General features: G+C 55.7%; 16 protein-coding genes. 11 read left to right on the forward strand and 5 right to left on the reverse strand.

The features are described 5' to 3' along the window. Positions 1 to 49: 49 nt before the first annotated feature. Positions 50 to 811, reverse strand: a complete 762-nt coding sequence (locus ACFPLB_RS02080) for a DeoR/GlpR family DNA-binding transcription regulator (RefSeq protein WP_378227712.1) — start codon at positions 809 to 811, stop codon at positions 50 to 52. A gap of 161 nt (positions 812 to 972) precedes the next feature. Here ACFPLB_RS02080 and ACFPLB_RS02085 point away from each other — a divergent pair, with 161 nt between their 5' ends. From ACFPLB_RS02085 to eutH, 3 genes are all read left to right on the forward strand, one after another. Beyond that, positions 973 to 1,881, forward strand: a complete 909-nt coding sequence (locus tag ACFPLB_RS02085; protein WP_378227599.1) for a phosphotransferase — start codon at positions 973 to 975, stop codon at positions 1,879 to 1,881. Beyond that, positions 1,878 to 4,337, forward strand: coding sequence for a GcvT family protein (locus ACFPLB_RS02090; protein WP_378227600.1), 2,460 nt, complete (start codon positions 1,878 to 1,880; stop codon positions 4,335 to 4,337). Before ACFPLB_RS02085 ends, ACFPLB_RS02090 begins: the two co-directional genes overlap by 4 nt. A 61-nt stretch (positions 4,338 to 4,398) precedes the next feature. Beyond that, positions 4,399 to 5,625 carry an ethanolamine utilization protein EutH gene (eutH, locus tag ACFPLB_RS02095; protein ID WP_378227601.1) on the forward strand — a complete coding sequence of 409 codons (1,227 nt, stop codon included), beginning with the start codon at positions 4,399 to 4,401 and terminating at the stop codon, positions 5,623 to 5,625. 156 nt (positions 5,626 to 5,781) lie between these two features. Here eutH and ACFPLB_RS02100 read toward each other — a convergent pair whose 3' ends face one another. Continuing rightward, positions 5,782 to 6,633 (reverse strand): transporter substrate-binding domain-containing protein, encoded by an 852-nt coding sequence (locus tag ACFPLB_RS02100; protein ID WP_378227602.1) that lies wholly within the window; start codon positions 6,631 to 6,633, stop codon positions 5,782 to 5,784. 478 nt (positions 6,634 to 7,111) lie between these two features. Between ACFPLB_RS02100 and ACFPLB_RS02105 the strand changes: the two genes are divergently transcribed. Continuing rightward, positions 7,112 to 7,606 carry an SH3 domain-containing protein gene (locus ACFPLB_RS02105; protein WP_378227603.1) on the forward strand — a complete coding sequence of 165 codons (495 nt, stop codon included), beginning with the start codon at positions 7,112 to 7,114 and terminating at the stop codon, positions 7,604 to 7,606. 118 nt (positions 7,607 to 7,724) lie between these two features. Here ACFPLB_RS02105 and ACFPLB_RS02110 read toward each other — a convergent pair whose 3' ends face one another. From ACFPLB_RS02110 to ACFPLB_RS02120, 3 genes are all read right to left on the reverse strand, one after another. Beyond that, the gene (locus tag ACFPLB_RS02110; RefSeq protein WP_378227604.1) at positions 7,725 to 8,471 is read right to left on the reverse strand and encodes an SDR family oxidoreductase; all 747 of its coding nucleotides are present in this window, start codon (positions 8,469 to 8,471) and stop codon (positions 7,725 to 7,727) included. A gap of 343 nt (positions 8,472 to 8,814) precedes the next feature. After that, the gene (locus tag ACFPLB_RS02115; RefSeq protein ID WP_378227605.1) at positions 8,815 to 9,261 is read right to left on the reverse strand and encodes an RrF2 family transcriptional regulator; all 447 of its coding nucleotides are present in this window, start codon (positions 9,259 to 9,261) and stop codon (positions 8,815 to 8,817) included. A 36-nt stretch (positions 9,262 to 9,297) separates the two neighbouring features. Continuing rightward, complete coding sequence (locus tag ACFPLB_RS02120) at positions 9,298 to 9,756, reverse strand: GNAT family N-acetyltransferase (RefSeq protein WP_378227606.1); 459 nt, start codon at positions 9,754 to 9,756, stop codon at positions 9,298 to 9,300. A gap of 647 nt (positions 9,757 to 10,403) precedes the next feature. On the opposite strand from ACFPLB_RS02120, the gene ACFPLB_RS02125 reads away from it, so the two are divergent. The 7 genes from ACFPLB_RS02125 to ACFPLB_RS02155 all read left to right on the forward strand — a co-directional run bounded on the left by ACFPLB_RS02125 (position 10,404) and on the right by ACFPLB_RS02155 (position 18,347). Next, entirely contained in the window at positions 10,404 to 13,436 is a 3,033-nt protein-coding gene (locus ACFPLB_RS02125; protein WP_378227607.1) for a xanthine dehydrogenase family protein molybdopterin-binding subunit, read from the forward strand. Further along, complete coding sequence (locus ACFPLB_RS02130; RefSeq protein ID WP_378227608.1) at positions 13,436 to 14,269, forward strand: FAD binding domain-containing protein; 834 nt, start codon at positions 13,436 to 13,438, stop codon at positions 14,267 to 14,269. Before ACFPLB_RS02125 ends, ACFPLB_RS02130 begins: the two co-directional genes overlap by 1 nt. After that, entirely contained in the window at positions 14,257 to 14,781 is a 525-nt protein-coding gene (locus ACFPLB_RS02135; protein WP_378227609.1) for a (2Fe-2S)-binding protein, read from the forward strand. Before ACFPLB_RS02130 ends, ACFPLB_RS02135 begins: the two co-directional genes overlap by 13 nt. Then, positions 14,778 to 15,800 carry an MBL fold metallo-hydrolase gene (locus ACFPLB_RS02140; RefSeq protein WP_378227610.1) on the forward strand — a complete coding sequence of 341 codons (1,023 nt, stop codon included), beginning with the start codon at positions 14,778 to 14,780 and terminating at the stop codon, positions 15,798 to 15,800. The genes ACFPLB_RS02135 and ACFPLB_RS02140 overlap by 4 nt, the downstream gene beginning before the upstream one ends. Before the next feature lie 29 nt (positions 15,801 to 15,829). Beyond that, positions 15,830 to 16,300, forward strand: coding sequence for a cupin domain-containing protein (locus ACFPLB_RS02145; RefSeq protein WP_378227611.1), 471 nt, complete (start codon positions 15,830 to 15,832; stop codon positions 16,298 to 16,300). A gap of 285 nt (positions 16,301 to 16,585) precedes the next feature. Beyond that, positions 16,586 to 17,377 carry an alpha/beta fold hydrolase gene (locus ACFPLB_RS02150; RefSeq protein WP_378227612.1) on the forward strand — a complete coding sequence of 264 codons (792 nt, stop codon included), beginning with the start codon at positions 16,586 to 16,588 and terminating at the stop codon, positions 17,375 to 17,377. A gap of 88 nt (positions 17,378 to 17,465) precedes the next feature. Continuing rightward, the gene (locus ACFPLB_RS02155) at positions 17,466 to 18,347 is read left to right on the forward strand and encodes an alpha/beta hydrolase (protein WP_378227613.1); all 882 of its coding nucleotides are present in this window, start codon (positions 17,466 to 17,468) and stop codon (positions 18,345 to 18,347) included. Positions 18,348 to 18,392: the final 45 nt, after the last annotated feature.

The following is an 18,392-nucleotide window of genomic DNA, read 5'->3' on the forward strand; positions in this document are numbered from 1 at the left end:
TAGCCGCATTTATGCGACGCCAGATGATTCCATCTGACTGCAAAATGCTTTAGCTCGCAATCTGGATTGCGACCTCGGCTGTCTGCAGCGCTTTTACCAGATCATCGGGCGGAGCCCGGTTGACGATCAATTCGTCAATTTCAGACAGGCCGCAAACCTGAACCAGACCCTTTTGACCGAATTTTGAGGCGTCGGCCACCACAACGCGGCGTCGCCCGCGTACCAGCACGGCCTGACCGAACTGCGCCTCTTCCAGATTGTAATCCATCACACCGGTTGAGGCGCTGATCCCGCCTGCTGAAATGATGGCATGATCGACGCTGAAGCGATTGACAAATTCAATGGCGGAAAAGCCAAGGGCTGCCCCGCTGTCGCTGCGCAACTCGCCGCCTGCCATATAGACCTTGTTGCCGTTTACCGTCGCCAGAGTGCGGGCAATATCGGAAGAGTTGGTCACCACTGTCAGCCGCCGGTGATTAAGCAGCGCGCGCGCCAGAATGCTGGTTGTGGCGCCTGTATCGAACATGACCGATTCACCATCGCGAATGGTTGAGGCGGCAAGCCTGGCAATCATCTCCTTGGCGGGTCGGTTTTCACGCATGCGGCGCTCAAACGGTGCTTCATTAACCCCTGAAGGCAGGCCGATCTCGCCATGCCTGCGCACAATGTCACCACGCCCGGAAAGCGTTCTGATGTCACGGCGCACGGTTTCAACCGAAACCTCAAGGCGTTGGGCGAGGTCACCAACCCCGATTGTGCCCTTCTCCGCCAGAAGAGCGAGAATGCGGCTGTGGCGGGAGGAATAATGCATCATGCCTGTCCCTGCTGTTCATGACCGATTGTTCCATATTTTGCCCGCTTATGCGCCTAAAATTATCCCAAACGGTCATAAGCCCACATTTTCCTGTTGACATAAAGCCTTGCCGAACCGATCCTCCCGGCAAAAGAGCCGACAAGGCAAGAGGAGGAAGAATGGGAAAGCTCCCGGAAATCACAGCGGAACGCTTTGATCAGATTGCAGCTTTGCCTGTCTGGCAAGGACCGATCGAGATCGAGCCCTTGATAGGCGGCATCAGCAATGAAAGCTGGCTGGTCAGTGATTCCAGCGGTGGTCATGTGGTGCGCTTTGGCGTTGACTATCCTTTTCATCATGTCTTGCGCGACCGTGAATTGATGACAGCGCGTGCCGCTGAAGAAGCAGGCTTTGCGCCCGCCGTTGAATATGCGGCTTCCGGAGTCATGGTCTCGCGCCATTTGCGCGCCAAAACCTTTGCCGAGGCAGATATTCGCGCCAATATTGAAGTGATTGCCGCGCTCATGCGCAGCTTTCATGAAAAAATGCCGCATCATGTTTCGGGACCGGGTTTCATGTTCTGGCCCTTTCATGTGGTACGCGATTATGCGCAAACCCTGTCCAGGGCTGGCAGCCGCATGATACCGCAACTGCCCGCCTATCTGGCTATGGCGGATGAGCTGGAAGCGGCACAGGTGCCGCTGCCCATCATCTTTGGCCACAATGATCTTTTGCCCGCCAATCTGCTTGATGATGGCAAGCGCCTGTGGCTGATCGATTTTGAATATGCCGGTTTTTCAACCGCCATGTTCGACCTTGCCGGTCTGTCTTCCAATGCCGGTTTTTCACAAGATGAGTCGGAAGTACTGCTGAGCGCCTATTTTGGCCACGCGCCTGACGAGGCGCTGCGGCGTTCACTGGCAGCCATGCAATGCGCCTCATTACTGCGTGAAGCTATGTGGAGCATGGTTTCAGAACTTTATCTGGATGCGCCCGGAACCGATTATGTTGCCTATACGGCGGAAAACCTGCGTCGTCTCGATGTCGCGCTTGATGCCTATCACACCCAATATGGACACAGAAGATGACCAGCTCCCTGCCCTCTCATGCCCAGATCATCGTCATTGGCGGCGGCATTATCGGCTGTTCGACAGCCTATCATCTGGCCCGCGACCATAAGGCCGATGTGGTCCTGCTGGAACAGGGCAAGCTCACCTCCGGCTCGACCTGGCATGCGGCTGGTCTTGTCGGGCAGTTGCGCTCGTCAGCCTCGATCACCCGTGTCTTGAAATACTCGGTTGATCTGTACAAGCGCTTGCATGAGGAAACCGGGCTGGAAACCGGCTGGAAGATGACCGGCTGTTTGCGGCTGGCCACCAATGAGGATCGCTGGACCGAATACAGGCGGCTGGCCACCACGGCGCGCAGCTTTGGCATGGACATGCATCTGGTCAGCCCTGAAGAGGTCAAGCGCATGTGGCCCTTGATGGACACATCCGACCTGATCGGCGCTTCATGGCTGCCAACCGACGGGCAGGCCAGTCCGTCTGACATTACCCAGTCACTGGCCAAGGGTGCGCGTATGCATGGCGCAAAAATCTTTGAAAATGTGCGCGTGACCGGCTTTGTCATGGATGATGGCCGCATCACCGCCGTGGAAACCGATCAGGGTCGCATCGCTTGCGAAACCGTGGTCAATTGCGGCGGCCAGTGGGCGCGCCAGATTGGCGCCATGGCCGGTGTTTCGGTGCCGCTTCAGCCGGTCAAGCACCAATATATCGTGACCGAGAAAATCGACGGCTTGAGCGCCGATACACCAACTGTGCGCGATCCCGACCGGCGCATCTATTTCAAGGAGGAAGTGGGCGGTCTGGTCATGGGCGGCTATGAGCCAAACCCGCAAAGCTGGGCCACCGGCCTTCCCGGCGGCGATGTGCCCGACCAATGGGAATTTCAGCTTTTTGATGATGATTATGATCATTTTGAACAGCATATGACGCAGGCCGTCATCCGCGTGCCAGTGCTGGAAAATACCGGCGTCAAGCAGATGATCAATGGCCCGGAAAGTTTTACCCCCGACGGCAATTTCATCCTTGGCCGTGCACCTGAATGCGCCAATATGTTTGTCGGTGCGGGGTTCAACGCCTTTGGCATTGCCTCTGGCGGCGGTGCTGGCTGGGTTTTAGCCGAATGGGTGGTGCGCGGCGAAGCGCCGCTTGATTTATGGGTGGTTGATATCAGCCGTTTCTCCGGCCTGCATCGTGACCGCAAATGGGTCGAGGAACGCACGCTGGAAGCCTATGGCAAGCATTACACCGTGGCGTTCCCGCATGAGGAATATGAAAGCGGACGCCCCCGTATCGTCTCACCGCTTTATGAGCGGCTGAAACAGCACCGTGGCGTATTCGGCTCCAAGCTTGGCTGGGAGCGGCCAAACTGGTTTGCGCCACAAGGGGTGGAAGCTTACGACATTTATTCGATGGGCAGGCAGAACTGGTTTGGCCCGGTCGGCGAAGAACATGCCCATGTGCGCGAAAAGGTCGGCCTGTTTGATCAGTCCTCCTTTGCCAAATATGAACTGACGGGCCGCGATGCGGCAGCAGCCCTTGAGCAGATCTGCGCCAACCATGTTGCCAAGGCGCCGGGGCGGCTGACCTACACGCAGATTTTGAACACACGCGGCGGCATTGAATGTGACCTGACTGTCGCCCGCCTTGCCGAGGACCGTTTTTATATTGTCACCGGCACTGGCTCGCGCACCCATGATTTTTCCTGGATTGCCGACCATCTGCCGGAAAATGCCAATCTGCATTTTGCCGATGTGACTGAAGATTACGGGACATTGTCACTGATGGGGCCGCTGGCCCGCCATGTTCTGGCAGCGGTAACAGATAGTGATGTTTCCAATGCCGCCTTCCCGTTCGGCCATGTCCGTGAGGTTAAGATTGCCGACCACAAGGTGCAGGCGCTGCGCGTCACCTATGTGGGCGAACTGGGCTGGGAACTGCATGTGCCGATTGCTGGCACAGGCGATGTCTTTGATGCGCTGATGCTGGCTGGCAAGGTGCATGACATTCGCCCCACCGGCTACCGCGCCATTGAATCGCTGCGGCTGGAAAAAGGCTACCGCGCCTGGGGGTCGGATATTACCCCTAACGACAACCCCTTTGAGGCAGGGCTTGGCTGGGCAGTCAAGCTGAAGCAGGACACCGGCTTTATCGGGCGTGCGGCCTGTGTGGCCGCTGCAGGTGGGCCGCTGACCAAAAGGCTGGCCGGTTTTACCACCACAGACCCCGATGTCGTGCTTTTGGGGCGTGAGACGATCCTGCGCAATGGTCAGCCGGTTGGTTATCTGACCAGCGGTGGTTATGGCTATACGGCAGGCAAACCTGTTGGATACGGGTATGTGCGTGAACAGGCCGGTGTGGACGATGCGTTTTTATCGTCTGGCCGATATGAACTTGTCGTGGCCAATGAACTTGTTGACGCCACGATCCACATGGCGCCGATCTATGATCCGCGAGGGGAGCGCGTAAAAGCCTGATCGGGAATAATGAATAACGATAAATATGCCGGCGCAGTCAGCGCCTCTGGGAGGGAAACCAATGGCTTCTATCGGTACTTATGTCATTTATATCATCATGATTTGCGCCGTTGCCGGGGCAATTGCTTCAATTCGAGACTCTGAAACAGGTCTCGGCAAGGAATTCATCGAGGGCCTGCATTCCATCGGCCCGATCTTCATTCCGGTGGCCGGTATCATGGCCTCCATACCCTATCTGTCAGAGTTTATCCGGGTCGCCATCGGCCCGCTGTTTGCCGCGATTGGCGCCGATCCATCCATTGCCGCAACAACGGTGATTGCCGTTGATATGGGCGGCTATCAGCTTGCCGATGCGCTGGCCGGTTCACGCGATGCGTGGATGATTGCCACCATTGTCGGCTTCACATCAGGCGCCACCATCATCTTTTCCATTCCGGTGGGGCTGGCAATGCTGGCCAAGGCGGATCACAAATATATGGCGCTTGGCATCATGTCGGGCATTTTGAGCGTTCCAATCGGTGTGTTCATCGCCTGTGCCATTATTGCCGTTGCGGGCCTCGACATCAGGCCCGACGTTTCAACGACCGCCGAGGCAACCCATCAGGTCCTGCTTTCAATGGGTGAGATCTTGCGCAATCTGTTGCCGCTGATCGTCTTCTGCGTCGCCATTGCGCTGGGCTTGCGGCTTGTGCCGGACGCCATGATCAAGGGTTTTTTGTGGTTTGGCCGTCTTATGTATGCGGGCATCACTCTGGTTCTGGTGGCTTCCATCGTCGAATATTTCACCGGCTTCTTCAGCTCGGTCTTCGGCGCCTGGGGCTTTGATCCGATCATTGCCGATGAGGCAGACCAGTTCCGCGCGCTGGAGATTGCCGGCTATATCGGCATCATGCTGGCTGGCGCTTTCCCCATGGTTTACCTGCTGACCAAATATCTGGCAGGTCCGATGGAGGCCATTGGCTCGCGCATCGGGGTTTCACCGGAAGGAACGGCCGGATTGCTGGCGGCAAGCGCCAATATCCTTGCCATGTATCGTCTGGTCGGCATGATGAAGCCACGCGACAAGGTCCTGGCAATTGCCTTTGCCGTCTGTGCGGCCTTCACCTTTGGCGACCATCTGGCCTTTGCGGCCAATTTCCAGCCATCCATGATCTTGCCGCTGATGCTGGGCAAGCTGCTTGGCGGTGCTGCCGGGTTCATGCTGGCAATGTGGCTGTCGGTTCCCAAGGCTGAGGAACTGGAGCGACAGGAAATGAGCGCATCGGCAAAGCTGGCCCCGGCTGAATAAATAGTCGGATAAAGACTGTCTCCCGAAACAGGTTTTTAAGTTTGGGAGACAGTTTTTCAAACATTTCTTGTTTTCCCGAAAACGGATGAAATGCTCTAAATGTTTGTTTTACGCATGATTTTATCCAAAAAGTCTGCAACTTTTCGGAATCATGCTCTAATAAAACCCAATTGGAAAATAACGCAGATACAATTCAGAAAAAACATTTTTTGCCGATATGTCCTGCAAGGCATGGTCAAAGGCGGCGGCAAGTGATGCGTCCTCGATACGGGTTGCAATCGCCATTCCGGTGCCCAGATATTCGGGCGCAATATAAGGGCCGCCGGCAAAAGCGCAGCATTGCTCCGATTCGGTATCTGCCAGCCAAAATGACAGGCGCATGCCATCGGCAAAGGCCGCCTCGATCTTGCCGGATTTCAATTGAGCATAAAGCTCGGCCTCATCGGCTACAGAGACAATGCGTAGCTTGTTGAAATAATCGCGCAACATGCGCTCATGGGCGGTGCCGGTGATCACGCCAACCGGCTTGTCCTGTAATTTTGTATCAAGCGGTTCGGTCAGAAGCTGTGATTTGCGCATGACAAAACGTGCTGGAAATTGCAGATAAGGTCGTGAAAATGCGTAAGCAGTCCGTGTCTGGGCGGTAACCGCCAAGCCCGCAATAATGGCTTCTCCCTCGCCTTTTTCCAGCGCGTCTTGCAATTCATCCCATGGCAGGGCCTGAATCTGGCATTTGTCGGCAAGGGCAAGCCCGTCGCAAATGGCTCGCGCCAGATCGATGTGAAAGCCAGACAAGCGCCCCTGATCATCAAGGAAATTGAAGGGAGGAAAATCTGTTGCAGTCAAGAACCGCAAGCGTGTGAGTGCGGACAGATCAGGTCGGGTGGGGCGTTCCTGCAAATCCCATAATAGCGGTATGTCCAGTGCTTGCGCATCGGCGCTCTTTCCCGGCAGAGGCAACAGACCGGCCAGTAAAAAGATCGAGGCAACAGCAATCCGAAAAGACACGTTTCATGATCCTCGTGACAGGAGCCTGTATGGGGTTTCTAGAGCATTTTGCAGCCAGATGGAATCATCTGACGCAAGCACAAATGCGGCTAAAACAAGAGCATTGATATGTTGATCCTCTCCATGAAACCCGGACATGATCCCTGAAAATGACTTTGCGACAGGTTTTGCAATAATAATTCATGTCCGTTGCATAGATGCCATAATTTGCTTTCATATGACGGCAGGCAAAGAAGCTGCTTCTGGAGATGGCAAAGTGCAAGGTCTTCCGGGTTTTGGAAAACCGCGACGGCTGCGGTCGGTGCAATATGGCTATAGTGCGCCTTCTGTGCATTGGCGCCGTCTCCAAAGTCATTCCCATCTTGTTATCGCCGGGTTTGGTAGTCTGGCTTTTGTTGTCATTGCACTGACTGCTTTCTGGCATGCACGTCCCCAAAGCGATCAATTGGTCACTGTTAAAAGTATCCCGCAGGAAATAGTGACCGGGCAAGCCGATATTCAGCCCCAAACAACAATGGCGTCCGGGCTTGCGGCAAGGCCAAATGCTGCATCCATACCTGCGCCCGTGCCTGAGCCTGTGCCCGATCCCATAATCGAGCCGCTGGCGCTGATGCCGGAAGCGCCAGCGCCCGCAATTGATCCGCAGGCAGCGGCGGCAATCATTGTGCCCGATAGTGAAATGGAGGCCGGCGCACTGATGCCTGATCTGAGCGGTCCAACAACCGCTGCCATTCCCGCACCACGACCAAAACCGCCATCCACATCTAAAACCGATATGGCGACCGGCACATCGCCAGCAGGTGGAAATGGACGCATCACCAGCAGCGTCACCTTTCGTTCTGCTCCCGGCGGTTCAGCCATTGGCACCATTTCTGGCGGCACGCAGGTGAAAGTGATTTCCTGCGATCTGTGGTGTGAAATCATCCACAATGACCGAAAAGGTTTTGTCTATAAAACCTTTCTCGCCCGGTAATTAGAGTATGATCCTAAAGCAGGTCGCTTTTCTTCCAGATTCACGCTGACCGCTTTAAGACTTTGTTTTTACGTATGTATTTACCTTAAAACTGGTTCTTAAGTTCGAGAAGCAGGCCTTAGATACTGCCGCCGCCATCCACTTCCAGCGCCACTCCGGTGACAAAAGCAGCTTCGTCGGAAACCAGCCATAAGGCTGCATTGGCAATGTCCATTGGCGTGGACAGCCGCCCCAGAGGAACAGAAGCGCGCAGCTTTTCGCGCAGTTCAGGCGTATTTGCACCCATAAAACGCTCCAGCGTGGCGGTATCACCAGCCATCGGGCACAGGCAGTTCACCCTGATATGTTCACCAGCCAGTTCGGCCGCCATCGACTTGGTAGCGGTGATGATCCAGCCCTTGGAGGCATTATACCATGTCAGCCCCGGTTGCGGCCTCATTCCGGCTGTTGAGGCCGTATTGAGGATCGTGCCATTGCCCTGCTTGCGCATGATCGGCACTACGGCTTGTGTGCTGTAATAGATTGCTTTCATATTTACAGCGGTGACGAGATCAAAGGTTGATTCATCCACTTCCAGCAAATCACCCTTGCGATGGGTGAAGCCGGCATTATTGACGACAATGTCGATCCGGCCAAAACTGCTCATGGCGGCAGAAACCATGTGATCAATATCGGCGCGCTGGGAAACATCGGTGGTGACGGCAATGGCGTCATTGCCGATTTCTGTGGCCAGTTCCGCCACACCGCGGGCATTAAGATCGGCGACTACGACTTTTGCCCCTTCCTGTGCAAAGCGTCTGGCAATGCCTTCACCAAATCCTGCCGCAGCACCCGTGACGATCGCAACCTTGTCCTTCAATCTCATAGTCTGCTCTTTTACCTTTTTATTGCCGGCCAAATGACCTCACAGCATTCTGATCAAATTAACAGCCCTTGATCCTAGAGCAACGGGTGTTTTGACGAACGCAGCTTCCACTGCTCCAGGCTTTTGTTTTAGCCGCATTTGTGCTTGCGCCAGATGGTGTCATCTGCACTCACAAAATGCTTTAAAGCGTGTTGCAATCTTTCAGATTCACTTCCTGTACTTTAAGTCCCTGTTCTTGTCTGTGTCTTATCCCCCAAAACGGGTCCCCGGTTCGGGAGACAGGTTTTAGAACATTGTGTCTGCCAAGACGCACAAGCTGCAGCCGTCTGGTCTGGCTGCTCGCTCAGCCTTGTGCCTGCCTGGCCAGCTCCTGTTCGTGGCGACGGCTGCGTCGCTCGGTATTGTTCAGGATTGTCTGCAAGGTCACCGATTGAAGTGTTGCCGCAGAAAGCCGATCGATTTCATTCATGACCCGCATAAGTTCTGACGAAACTCCGGTCGGCATTTCGTTCGGTGTCGGCGCTGTGGTCCACCAGTCCGGTTCAAAGAGCTGGATGATCTGATAGAGCGAAACCTTGCGCGGGTCAGCCATCAGGCTGCAACCGCCACCGACGCCGCGGATTGATTCGACCAGTCCGGCGCGTGACAGCGTCCGCAGCACCTTTGCCAGATGATGCTGTGATATGCTGTAGATCTCTGCAATTTCGCTTGTGGCTATCTGTTCGTCCGGACGCGATGCCATGTGCAAAAGTGCAAGTATGGCGCAGCGCGTGGCCTGCTGAAGTTTCATTGCAGCACTCCTTGGAACAACTGGCGGCCCATCCACTCAGTCTGTCTGCATTTCCAGTTCGATATATGGACCGGCCATCATTCCCTGCATGCGAAAGAAGGAAATGAGTTCGTGAGCATCGATATGCACCATGGTCCGGATGGTGGTAATCCCGCTATTGTGAAAATTAGCGACTGCCGCATCGAACAGCCTTGAGGCCACCAGCCCCTTGCGATGATGTGGTGACACGGTGATCGCCTCGACCCATCCGCATGGGTAAGATCCAAATTCCCAGGCCTTGATGGAGCCCAGAACAAAGCCGATGACCTGGCCCTGATTCCGGCCAACAAGCAAAGTAACGGATGAATCTTCCTTCTGCTGGACATAGCGCCCATACCAGAAGTCGGTTTTCTTTTCTCCCGTGACTTCAGCGTCAATCTGAACAATTGCTTCGACATCCTCAAGACTGGCGGGTGAAATTGTCAGTTCAATCGCAGTGTTTGATTCTTTTGCCATATCCGTCAGAGATCTTTCACTAGGGCCAGGACCTGCTAATTTGTTTAGAATGGTGTGAGGTCATTTGGTTGGATACGAGAAGAAAAGGCGCAGGAAATGTGAACATTTTCAAGGCTTTCGACGCTGTTGCCGACCAAATGAACCACATCCCCAAATGAACCACATCCAAAGGACGCTGAAACGACTTCAAACTGCCACGTCGAAGCCCTCGGTCGATGGAAACACATCGACCATTGGACTTCTCCTTGCATTTTCTTGTCGTTTCAAGCGCCATTCTGATCAAATGAACAGGTCCTGACCCTACGCCACTAGTCTGACTGGCCGATTTCATGTCTATCCATATCCCAACTGGCGCCGGAAAACAGCCCTGGATATTTCTTGTTTCTACGCATGTTTTTATCCCAAAACCGGTTCTTGAGTTTAGGAGACAGGTTTTATCATCAGAGGATATATATGGTGGTTTAGGGTCCTTCTATAATTAAATTGGTAATCGAGTACGAAAATTCGCTTTACAATCATGTCGGGCTGATGTTAGGCATCTCCCCATATCGAGTCCCTGTGGTTAGAGGAATGTGTTTCAGTCGTTATTTTGAAAATACATTTTAAGTATCAAATAGTTACATTTAGATCACGTAGGGTTCTAAATTATGTATGAGGATACCACTATCAAAGCCCGTCCTGCTGGTGGGTGGGTGGGACGGAGTGTGGAGCGCAAGGAAGACGCTGCCCTGCTGACCGGCCGGGGTCGGTTCGCCGATGATGTGCCGGTGGCCGCGACCACGCTTCATGCCGCCATTGTGCGCTCATCCCATGCCCATGCGCGTATCACAAATATCGATGTCTCCCGGGCGCTCGCCCTTCCCGGTGTCCGCAAGGTTCTGACCGGTGAGGATATTCGTGCGATTTCCGATCCGTTCCTGATCGTGCTCAAAAAGCCTATCGATCAGTGGGCGCTCGCGGTCGAGCGGGTGCGCTATGTCGGCGAGGCTGTGGCTATTGTGCTTGCCGATGACCGTTATGTCGCCGAGGATGGTGTCGATCTTGTCGAGGTCGAATATGAGCCGCTGCCCGTGGTGGTTGATCCGCGCGAGGCGGTGAAAGAAGACGCAGTTCTGCTTCATCCGGATGCCGGTGGTAACGAGCTTTCTGTCAGACGTTTCGTTTATGGTGAGCCGGACCAGGCCTTTGCGCAGGCTGCGCACACGGTCGCGCTCGATGTTGACTATCCGCGCAGCACCTTCACCCCGATGGAATGTTTTGTGGTCGTTGCGGAATATCTTCCGGCTTCCGGTTCCTATGATGTGCTTGCCAATTTTCAGGGGCCGTTTTCTGCTCATCCGGTAATGGCCAGAGCGCTGCGGATACCGGGCAGCAAGCTGCGGCTGCGCATTCCTGCCGACAGCGGAGGCAGTTTCGGCATCAAGCTGTCGGTCTTTCCCTATATCGTCCTGATGGCGCTGGCCTCGCGGCTTACTGGCCGTCCGGTCAAATGGGTCGAAGACAGGTTTGAACATCTGCAGGCGGCAAGTTCGGCTCCCAATCGGCTGACCCGCATCGAGGCTGCCGTTGAGGCGGATGGCAAGGTTACCGCATTCAGATTCGACAATCTGGAAGATTATGGCGCCTATCTGCGGGCGCCGATGCCCGGCCCTCTCTATCGTATGCACGGTGCGACGACCGGTGCCTATGACATTGCCAATCTTGAACTCGTCAACCGTGTTGTGGTTACGAACAAGATGCCGGCAGGATTGATCCGCGGTTTTGGCGGCCCGCAGCTTTATCTGGCGATCGAGCGTCTGATGCAGCGGATTGCGGCAGAGCTTGGTCTCGACCCGCTTGATGTGATCCGGCGCAACCTGATCCCCTCTTCAGCTTTCCCCTACCGCACCTGCGCTGGTGCGCTGTATGATTCGGGCGATTACCAGCAGGCCATCGACATTGCCACTGGCGAGGGGCGTCTGGAGGATCTCCTGCGTCGTCGTGATGAGGCGCGCAAGGCCGGTCGTATTTATGGCATCGGCTATGCCGCCATCGTTGAGCCCGGCATGTCGAATATGGGCTATCTCAGCACGATCCTGACCAAGGAGCAGCGGGAGCGGCAGGGCCCGAAAAATGGCGCCGTGTCGATGGTCACGATCAATGTAGATGCCGTCGGTTCGGTTTCCATGACCGCTGATGTGACCGTTCAGGGGCAGGGGCATGCGACCGCCCTGTCGCAAATTGTGGCCGACCAGCTTGGCCTGACCCCCGATGACATCATCGTCAATCTCGAAATAGACACGCAAAAGGATGCCTGGTCAATCGCTGCCGGTTCCTATTCCTGCCGTTTTTCGCCGGGAACGGCGGTAGCAGCCCATCTGGCCGCCAGGCAGATTCGTGAAAAGATCGCCCGTATTGCGGCTTCGCTTTTCAACACCTTGCCCGACGACATTGATTTTGCCAATGGCCGGGTTTTTTCGGGCATGAATCCTGAAAATTCCATGCCTTTTGCGCGGGCGGCAGGCACTGCCCACTGGTCGCCGGTACTGGTTCCTGAAAACGATTCGGCCGGTCTGAGCGAAACCGGCATATGGGCGCCACCGGAATTGTCTGCGCCCACTTCCGCTGACGAGATCAACACGTCGCTTACCTATGGCTTTGTCTTTGACATGTGTGGCGTCGAGATCGACCCGATCAGCATGCAGGTGCGCGTCGATCGCTATGTATCGATGCATGATGCCGGAACGCTCATCAACCCACTGTTGGCGGAAGGGCAGATTCGCGGTGCATTCGTTCAGGGTCTTGCCACGGCTTTATATGAGGAGATCATTTACGACAGCACCGGCGCGTTGAAGACCGGCACATTTGCCGAATATCTGCCGCCCACAGCTTCCGAAGTGCCGGCGCTCGAAATATTGCACATGGAAAGCCCGTCGCCGCTGACGCCGCTTGGCGCCAAGGGGCTGGCAGAAGGCAATTGCATGAGCACGCCGGTCTGTATTGCCAATGCTGTGGCAGATGCGCTTTCGCTGCGCGATGTGCCGCTGCCGATTACGCTTGATCGTCTCAATGCACTGATGGCCGGGCCGGAATCGCCGCCACCTGCCGGAAAAGAAATACCAGCCGGAGAAATGGCTGCATCTGCCGCCGGTTCGGCTGAACAAGACAGCGCTGGCGGTATTACCGGAAATGGTAGCACTTTTGTGCCGGGCGAGGCTGCTGCCGTCTGGAATGCCTTGCTGGATCCACAAAGTCTCAAGCGCATCATTCCGGGCTGTCACACGGTTGAGGCGATCCAGCCTGACCATTTCCGGGCCGAGGTCTCGCTCGGTGTCGGGCCGATACGTGGCCGCTTCTTTGCCGATGTGAGGTTAAGCGAGCTTGAGCCGTATGAGCGCGCCCGCCTGAGCGGTACGTTGACCGGCCCTCTGGGCAAGGCGGAAGGCTCAGGGCGTATCAATATGGTGGCACAAAACGGTGGCACCCGCATTGATTACACCTATTCGGTCGATGTTGGCGGCAAGGTGGCCTCGGTTGGCGGGCGCATGATTGGCCGTGCCGCCGATATGGTCATTGGCCAGTTTTTCGAGCGGCTTGCAAAAGTTTCTGCGGGTGAGGATACGGCTCCGGCTTCTGTCGTGGGGTGGGGCCGTGCCAGTGGCTTGTTTGCCTGGTTGCGTGCACTGCTTGGGAAGCGTTGATGAAACCTGTTCCGTTCACCTACATTCAGCCCCGATCGGTACAGCATATCCTTGATGCGCTGGCCGAATATGGGTCTGACGCCAGGATCATGGCCGGTGGCCAGTCGCTGATGGCAATGCTCAATCTGCGGCTGGTTGAGCCGAAGGTGCTGATCGACATTTCACGCCTTGAAGAACTGCGCAACATACGTATCGATGACAATTTTATCGAGGTCGGCGCGGCTGTGACCCAGGCAGAATTTCTAAGCTGGCCACATCTGGAGCAGGAAGCCCCTTTCATCGCCCGTGCCTTGCCGTGGGTTGGTCACTTCCAGACCCGCAATCGTGGAACGGTGTGCGGGTCCATCTGCCATGCCGATCCGAGTTCGGAAATACCTCTGGCGCTAGCGCTTTTGCAGGGCGAGGTTGTCTTGCGCTCGAAGCGGGGTGAGCGCCGCCTCAAGGCTGCGCAATTCCAGACCGGCATGCTTCAGACAGCCCGGGGCGATGATGAGCTGGTGGTGGCTGTGCGGTTCCCGCGAGGGGTCGGCACCAAGGGTGTTGCATTCCGCGAAGTAGCCCGCCGCCATGGCGATTTCGCCATCGTTTCCGTCGGCATAGTCGATACGGGTGCGGGGATGCTGAGAATAGCTGTTGGCGGTGTTGCTGACCGTCCCTCCTGTATCGAGGTGCCCCGGACCATTTCCAGCAGCGATCTGGCTGCCATTGTCGAAACGTTTGCCTGGGACCTCGGCGGCTTTGACGACCTGCATGCCAGTGCACGTTTCCGGCGGGATCTCGTGCGTCGCCTCGTGCCCAGTCTTGTTGTGGAGACCCTTCAATGCGCCGCCTGAAACATGACGAGAATGTTGCTGTTACCGTTCAGTTCAACGGTGAAAACAGGACTGGCATAGCCAGCACCCGCACCCTGCTGTCGGATTTCATTCGCTATTCGCTTGGCGCAACCGGCACGCATGTCGGCTGTGAGCACGGCGCCTGCGGCTGCTGCACGGTCAGGATCGACGGCGTTGCCGCCCGTTCCTGCCTGATGCTTGCGGTGCAGGCTGAGGGACGGGTGATCGACACAGTCGAGGGCATGGCAGACAGTATTGACGAGCTTTCGCCGCTGCAACGGGCGTTTCGCCGTCGGCACGCGCTTCAGTGCGGGTTTTGCACGCCCGGCATTTTGATGTCGTTTTCGGATTTTCTGGAACGTGTTCCTGATCCGAGCGAGGATCAGGTGCGCGAGGTCCTCAGCGGTCATATCTGTCGCTGCACCGGCTATGCCGGGTTGATTGCCGCCATCATGGAAGCCGCAGCCGAGATGCGGGGTGAGCCGGTCCCTGATGCAGAGGTAGCATCATGACGGCTTCTATTGGTGAAGTGATGCAAGACTGCGTCGTTGATGAGGTGGCGCCGGGGATTTTCCGGCTTGATGTTCCCGTGCCTTTTTCCGGTCTCAGACAGATCAATTTGTGGCTGTTGCGTGACGGTGACGGTTTTACAATGATCGATTGCGGCTTTGCCGATGCCCAGACCCGCCAGCGTATTGAGGCCATGTGGAAGGTCGTCTTGAACGGCAGGCCGGTCACCAGGCTTTTGATTACCCATTTTCATCCCGATCATGCTGGAAATTGCCGTTTCATCTGTGAGCGCTGGGGATTGCGCCCGCAACTGACCCAGCTTGAGTGGATGGCGGCCAATGTTGCGTTGAAATCGCTCTACAGCGACGATCCTCAACTGGCGCCCAGATTTTACCGACAAAATGGCGCAACAGACGATCTGATCGACCTCTATCATGCCGATACGATCCTTTATGATACCGGCGTTGAGCTGACCGATGATCATGAACGCCTGAATGCCGGCGACCGGCTTGTGATCGGCGAGCGTGAATGGGTGGTCATGACCGGTCAGGGGCATTCGCCGGAGATGGCGATGCTGTATTGTGCCGATGACGACATATTGATTGCCGGTGATCAGATTCTACCCAAAATCTCACCCAATATCAGCGTCTGGCCGTGGGAACCGCTGGCCAATCCGCTGCGTGAATTTCTTGTGTCGCTGGAACAGCTTGATACCAGGGTAACTTCAAACACCCTGGTGCTGCCTTCACATCGCGCTCCGTTCCATGATGCGAAATCGCGTATTGCATCCTTGCGTGAGCATCATGAAGAGCGGCTCGCCTTGCTTGCCAGGCTGATGAAAGAGCGGGGTGAGATAACGGCAACGGATTTGTTGCAGCCGCTGTTCAACCGGCGTCTTGATGGCCACCAGCTCAATTTCGCCATGGGTGAGGTCATCGCCCATCTCAACTACATGATGTTTGAGGGAACGGTCAGGCGCATGGTCGACCGCGACGCAAATATCCGCTTTTCACTCTGTTAACCCCCTGGCCCTTTATGAGGAGAGCTTCAATGTCCAGAACAATGCCCACGAGAGAAGTCATCACCGTCGATGGGAAGAATATCGTCCTGCAACGCGATGCCTCGCCGATGATCAATGGCGGGGTCCTGGAGCTTGCCGAGGCGCTGCGCGTCATCAATATTTTCGACGACAAGTTCCAGCCTTCCAATTACGGCCTTGCAGATGGCAAGCCGCTGCGTCTTTACGATGGCCCGACCGTCAAGGTCGATCTTTCCAAGCGCAGCAAGGAAGATATGGGTTTTTGGCACCGCAATTCCGATGCGCATGAGATTATCTTCTGCGTCAAGGGTTCGCTGCGCTGGGAAACTGAAATGGGTGTCCGTGTCCTGCGCCCCGGCGACATGATGTTCATCCCCAGGGGGATCGCGCATCGTTCGACGCTTGGCGAGGAGTCTGAAGCAGAAAACGTTCTGGTTGAACTGAAGATTTCAGGAGAACTCAACTACGTCGCCGAAGACTAGAGCATTTTGCAGTCAGACGGAATCGTCTGGCGTCGCAGAAATGCGGCTAAAACAAGAGATTAGAGCATTTCATCCGTTTCCATAAAAACAAGAAATGCTCTAAATCCAGTTTCCTGAACCTGGCGCATTTTACGGCGTCAGACGGTTACGTCTGACGTCGCAAAATACGGCTAAACCGAGATAAAAAATTCTCTGAAACAAGTACTTGGAGAATTTCATTTGTTCTCAAAGAAACAAGAAATCCTCTAAGCAATAATGGTCCGCACAATCGGAAAAGGTCAGAACATGCTGATAAAATCTAATGGCGCGAGTTTCAATTGCGTTGTGGAAGGGCCGGAAGGCGCGCCATGGATCACGCTGTCGCATGCGCTCGCCAACAATCTGAGCCTGTGGGATGAAGTTGCTGCCGAACTTGGCAGCAATTTTCGAGTTTTGCGTTATGACCAGCGCGGTCATGGCAAGAGCGAGGCCGTGGCCGGTCCTTACGATTTTCCGATGCTGGTCAATGATGTGATTGGCATCTGGGATGCGTTGGGCATCAAGCAAAGCCACTGGGTTGGCCTCTCAATCGGCGGGATGATCGGCTATGGTCTTGGCATCCATCATCCCGACAGATTGCAGACAATCGTTGCCTGCGATTCACGTCCCGACGCTCCGCCAGAATATGCCGCCTATTTCCAGTCGCGCATCGATAAGGCCCGTGAGAAGGGAATGGAAGGTGTGGTTGAATCCACCATCGAGCGCTGGTTTACCCCCGAGACGCTGGCCAAGAAATCGCCGGTTCTGGATCGGGTGCGCGAAATGATCCGCACCACTGATCCTGTCGGGCATGAAGGCTGCTGCGAGGCTCTAAAAACGCTTTCTTATGGCCCGGACCTGCACAGGATTACCGTACCGAGCCTGCTCCTGGGCGGTGCCAAAGACAAGGGCGCCCCGCCAGACAAGCTTGCCGAAGCCGCGGCAAAAATTCCGCAAGGCGAGCATGTTGTGATTCCCGATGCCGGTCATATTGCCGTGCTGGAGAATGCACCGGCTTCGCTGGCAACCTTGCGGTCGTGGTTTTCACGGCACGGCTGATCATGATGACAGATGGTGGCCAGGGTTCATCCATGGCCGTCATTTTCCTGAAACTTCAAATCCCGAGCCTGAGAATAGGGTCCTGCTCATGAAGCCTGAAACGTTTACTTTGGAAATGAATGATGGCGCGTCCATTATTGCGCGTCACTATTCCAAACCGGGTGCGCTGCGTCTGTTCATTACCCATGGAAACGGCTTTGCCGTCGATGGTTACAGGATATTCTGGGAACCTTTGCTGGCAGATTTCGATGTCGTGCTTTATGACATGCGCAATCATGGCCTCAACCCTTCAGCCGGTGGCGACGGGCATCATTACCGTCAGTTCTCGCAAGACATCACGACGATTTATGAGGGTGTTACCCAGCGCATCGGCAAGGCCGAGAGCATTGGCATATTCCATTCGATGTCATCGCGTTCCGCCATGAAAAATGCAGTGGAACTGGGCTCGCCTTTCGATAAGCTGGTTCTGTTTGATCCGCCCAGCGTCCCGCCACGCGGCCATGCGCTTTATGAGGCGATGCAATCATTTGAGATCAAACTCATCAATTGGGCAACATCGCGCCGCGACCGATTTGCCTCGCCCGATGAACTTGAAGCAGAATACAGTGCGGCCCGGGCAAGCTCCAAATGGCTTCCTCAGGCGCGTGCGGATATGGCCAAAGCGGTTTTGCAGCCGGACCCGGAAGGCGGTTTCAGGCTTTCCTGTCAGCGCGAACTTGAGGCTGTGATCTATCTGCAGGCCCTGTCACTTGATCTTTGGCCCAGCGCAGAACAGCTCAAGGTTCCCGCCCTTCTGGTTGGCGCCGACCCCGATGGCGATGGCGCGCCGCCGACCGGGCCGGCAAACCGGGCGCTCGCGCAAGAGGGTGGCTATACCTATCACGGCATGAAGGGTACCGGCCATTTGTTGCAGATCGAGCAGCCTGAGCGCTGCCGTGACGTGCTTTACGATTTCATCGCCGGACGCTGAACGGATCACCATGCACGGGCCGGTATTTTTGGCCCATGTGCAAGC

It is taken from the genome of Aquamicrobium segne, from assembly GCF_042656785.1.
Classification (GTDB): domain Bacteria; phylum Pseudomonadota; class Alphaproteobacteria; order Rhizobiales; family Rhizobiaceae; genus Mesorhizobium; species Mesorhizobium segne.

Bases quoted from the DNA above. Each gene is read 5' to 3' on its own strand.
- ACFPLB_RS02135 (WP_378227609.1), top strand. From the start codon at position 14,257: ATGCGCCGCCTGAAACATGACGAGAATGTTGCTGTTACCGTTCAGTTC.
- ACFPLB_RS02080 (WP_378227712.1), bottom strand. From the start codon at position 811: ATGCATTATTCCTCCCGCCACAGCCGCATTCTCGCTCTTCTGGCGGAG.
- ACFPLB_RS02115 (WP_378227605.1), bottom strand. From the start codon at position 9,261: ATGAAACTTCAGCAGGCCACGCGCTGCGCCATACTTGCACTTTTGCAC.
- ACFPLB_RS02125 (WP_378227607.1), top strand. From the start codon at position 10,404: ATGTATGAGGATACCACTATCAAAGCCCGTCCTGCTGGTGGGTGGGTG.
- eutH (WP_378227601.1), top strand. From the start codon at position 4,399: ATGGCTTCTATCGGTACTTATGTCATTTATATCATCATGATTTGCGCC.
- ACFPLB_RS02145 (WP_378227611.1), top strand. From the start codon at position 15,830: ATGTCCAGAACAATGCCCACGAGAGAAGTCATCACCGTCGATGGGAAG.
- ACFPLB_RS02085 (WP_378227599.1), top strand. From the start codon at position 973: ATGGGAAAGCTCCCGGAAATCACAGCGGAACGCTTTGATCAGATTGCA.
- ACFPLB_RS02110 (WP_378227604.1), bottom strand. From the start codon at position 8,471: ATGAGATTGAAGGACAAGGTTGCGATCGTCACGGGTGCTGCGGCAGGA.
- ACFPLB_RS02140 (WP_378227610.1), top strand. From the start codon at position 14,778: ATGACGGCTTCTATTGGTGAAGTGATGCAAGACTGCGTCGTTGATGAG.
- ACFPLB_RS02150 (WP_378227612.1), top strand. From the start codon at position 16,586: ATGCTGATAAAATCTAATGGCGCGAGTTTCAATTGCGTTGTGGAAGGG.
- ACFPLB_RS02155 (WP_378227613.1), top strand. From the start codon at position 17,466: ATGAAGCCTGAAACGTTTACTTTGGAAATGAATGATGGCGCGTCCATT.
- ACFPLB_RS02130 (WP_378227608.1), top strand. From the start codon at position 13,436: ATGAAACCTGTTCCGTTCACCTACATTCAGCCCCGATCGGTACAGCAT.
- ACFPLB_RS02090 (WP_378227600.1), top strand. From the start codon at position 1,878: ATGACCAGCTCCCTGCCCTCTCATGCCCAGATCATCGTCATTGGCGGC.
- ACFPLB_RS02120 (WP_378227606.1), bottom strand. From the start codon at position 9,756: ATGGCAAAAGAATCAAACACTGCGATTGAACTGACAATTTCACCCGCC.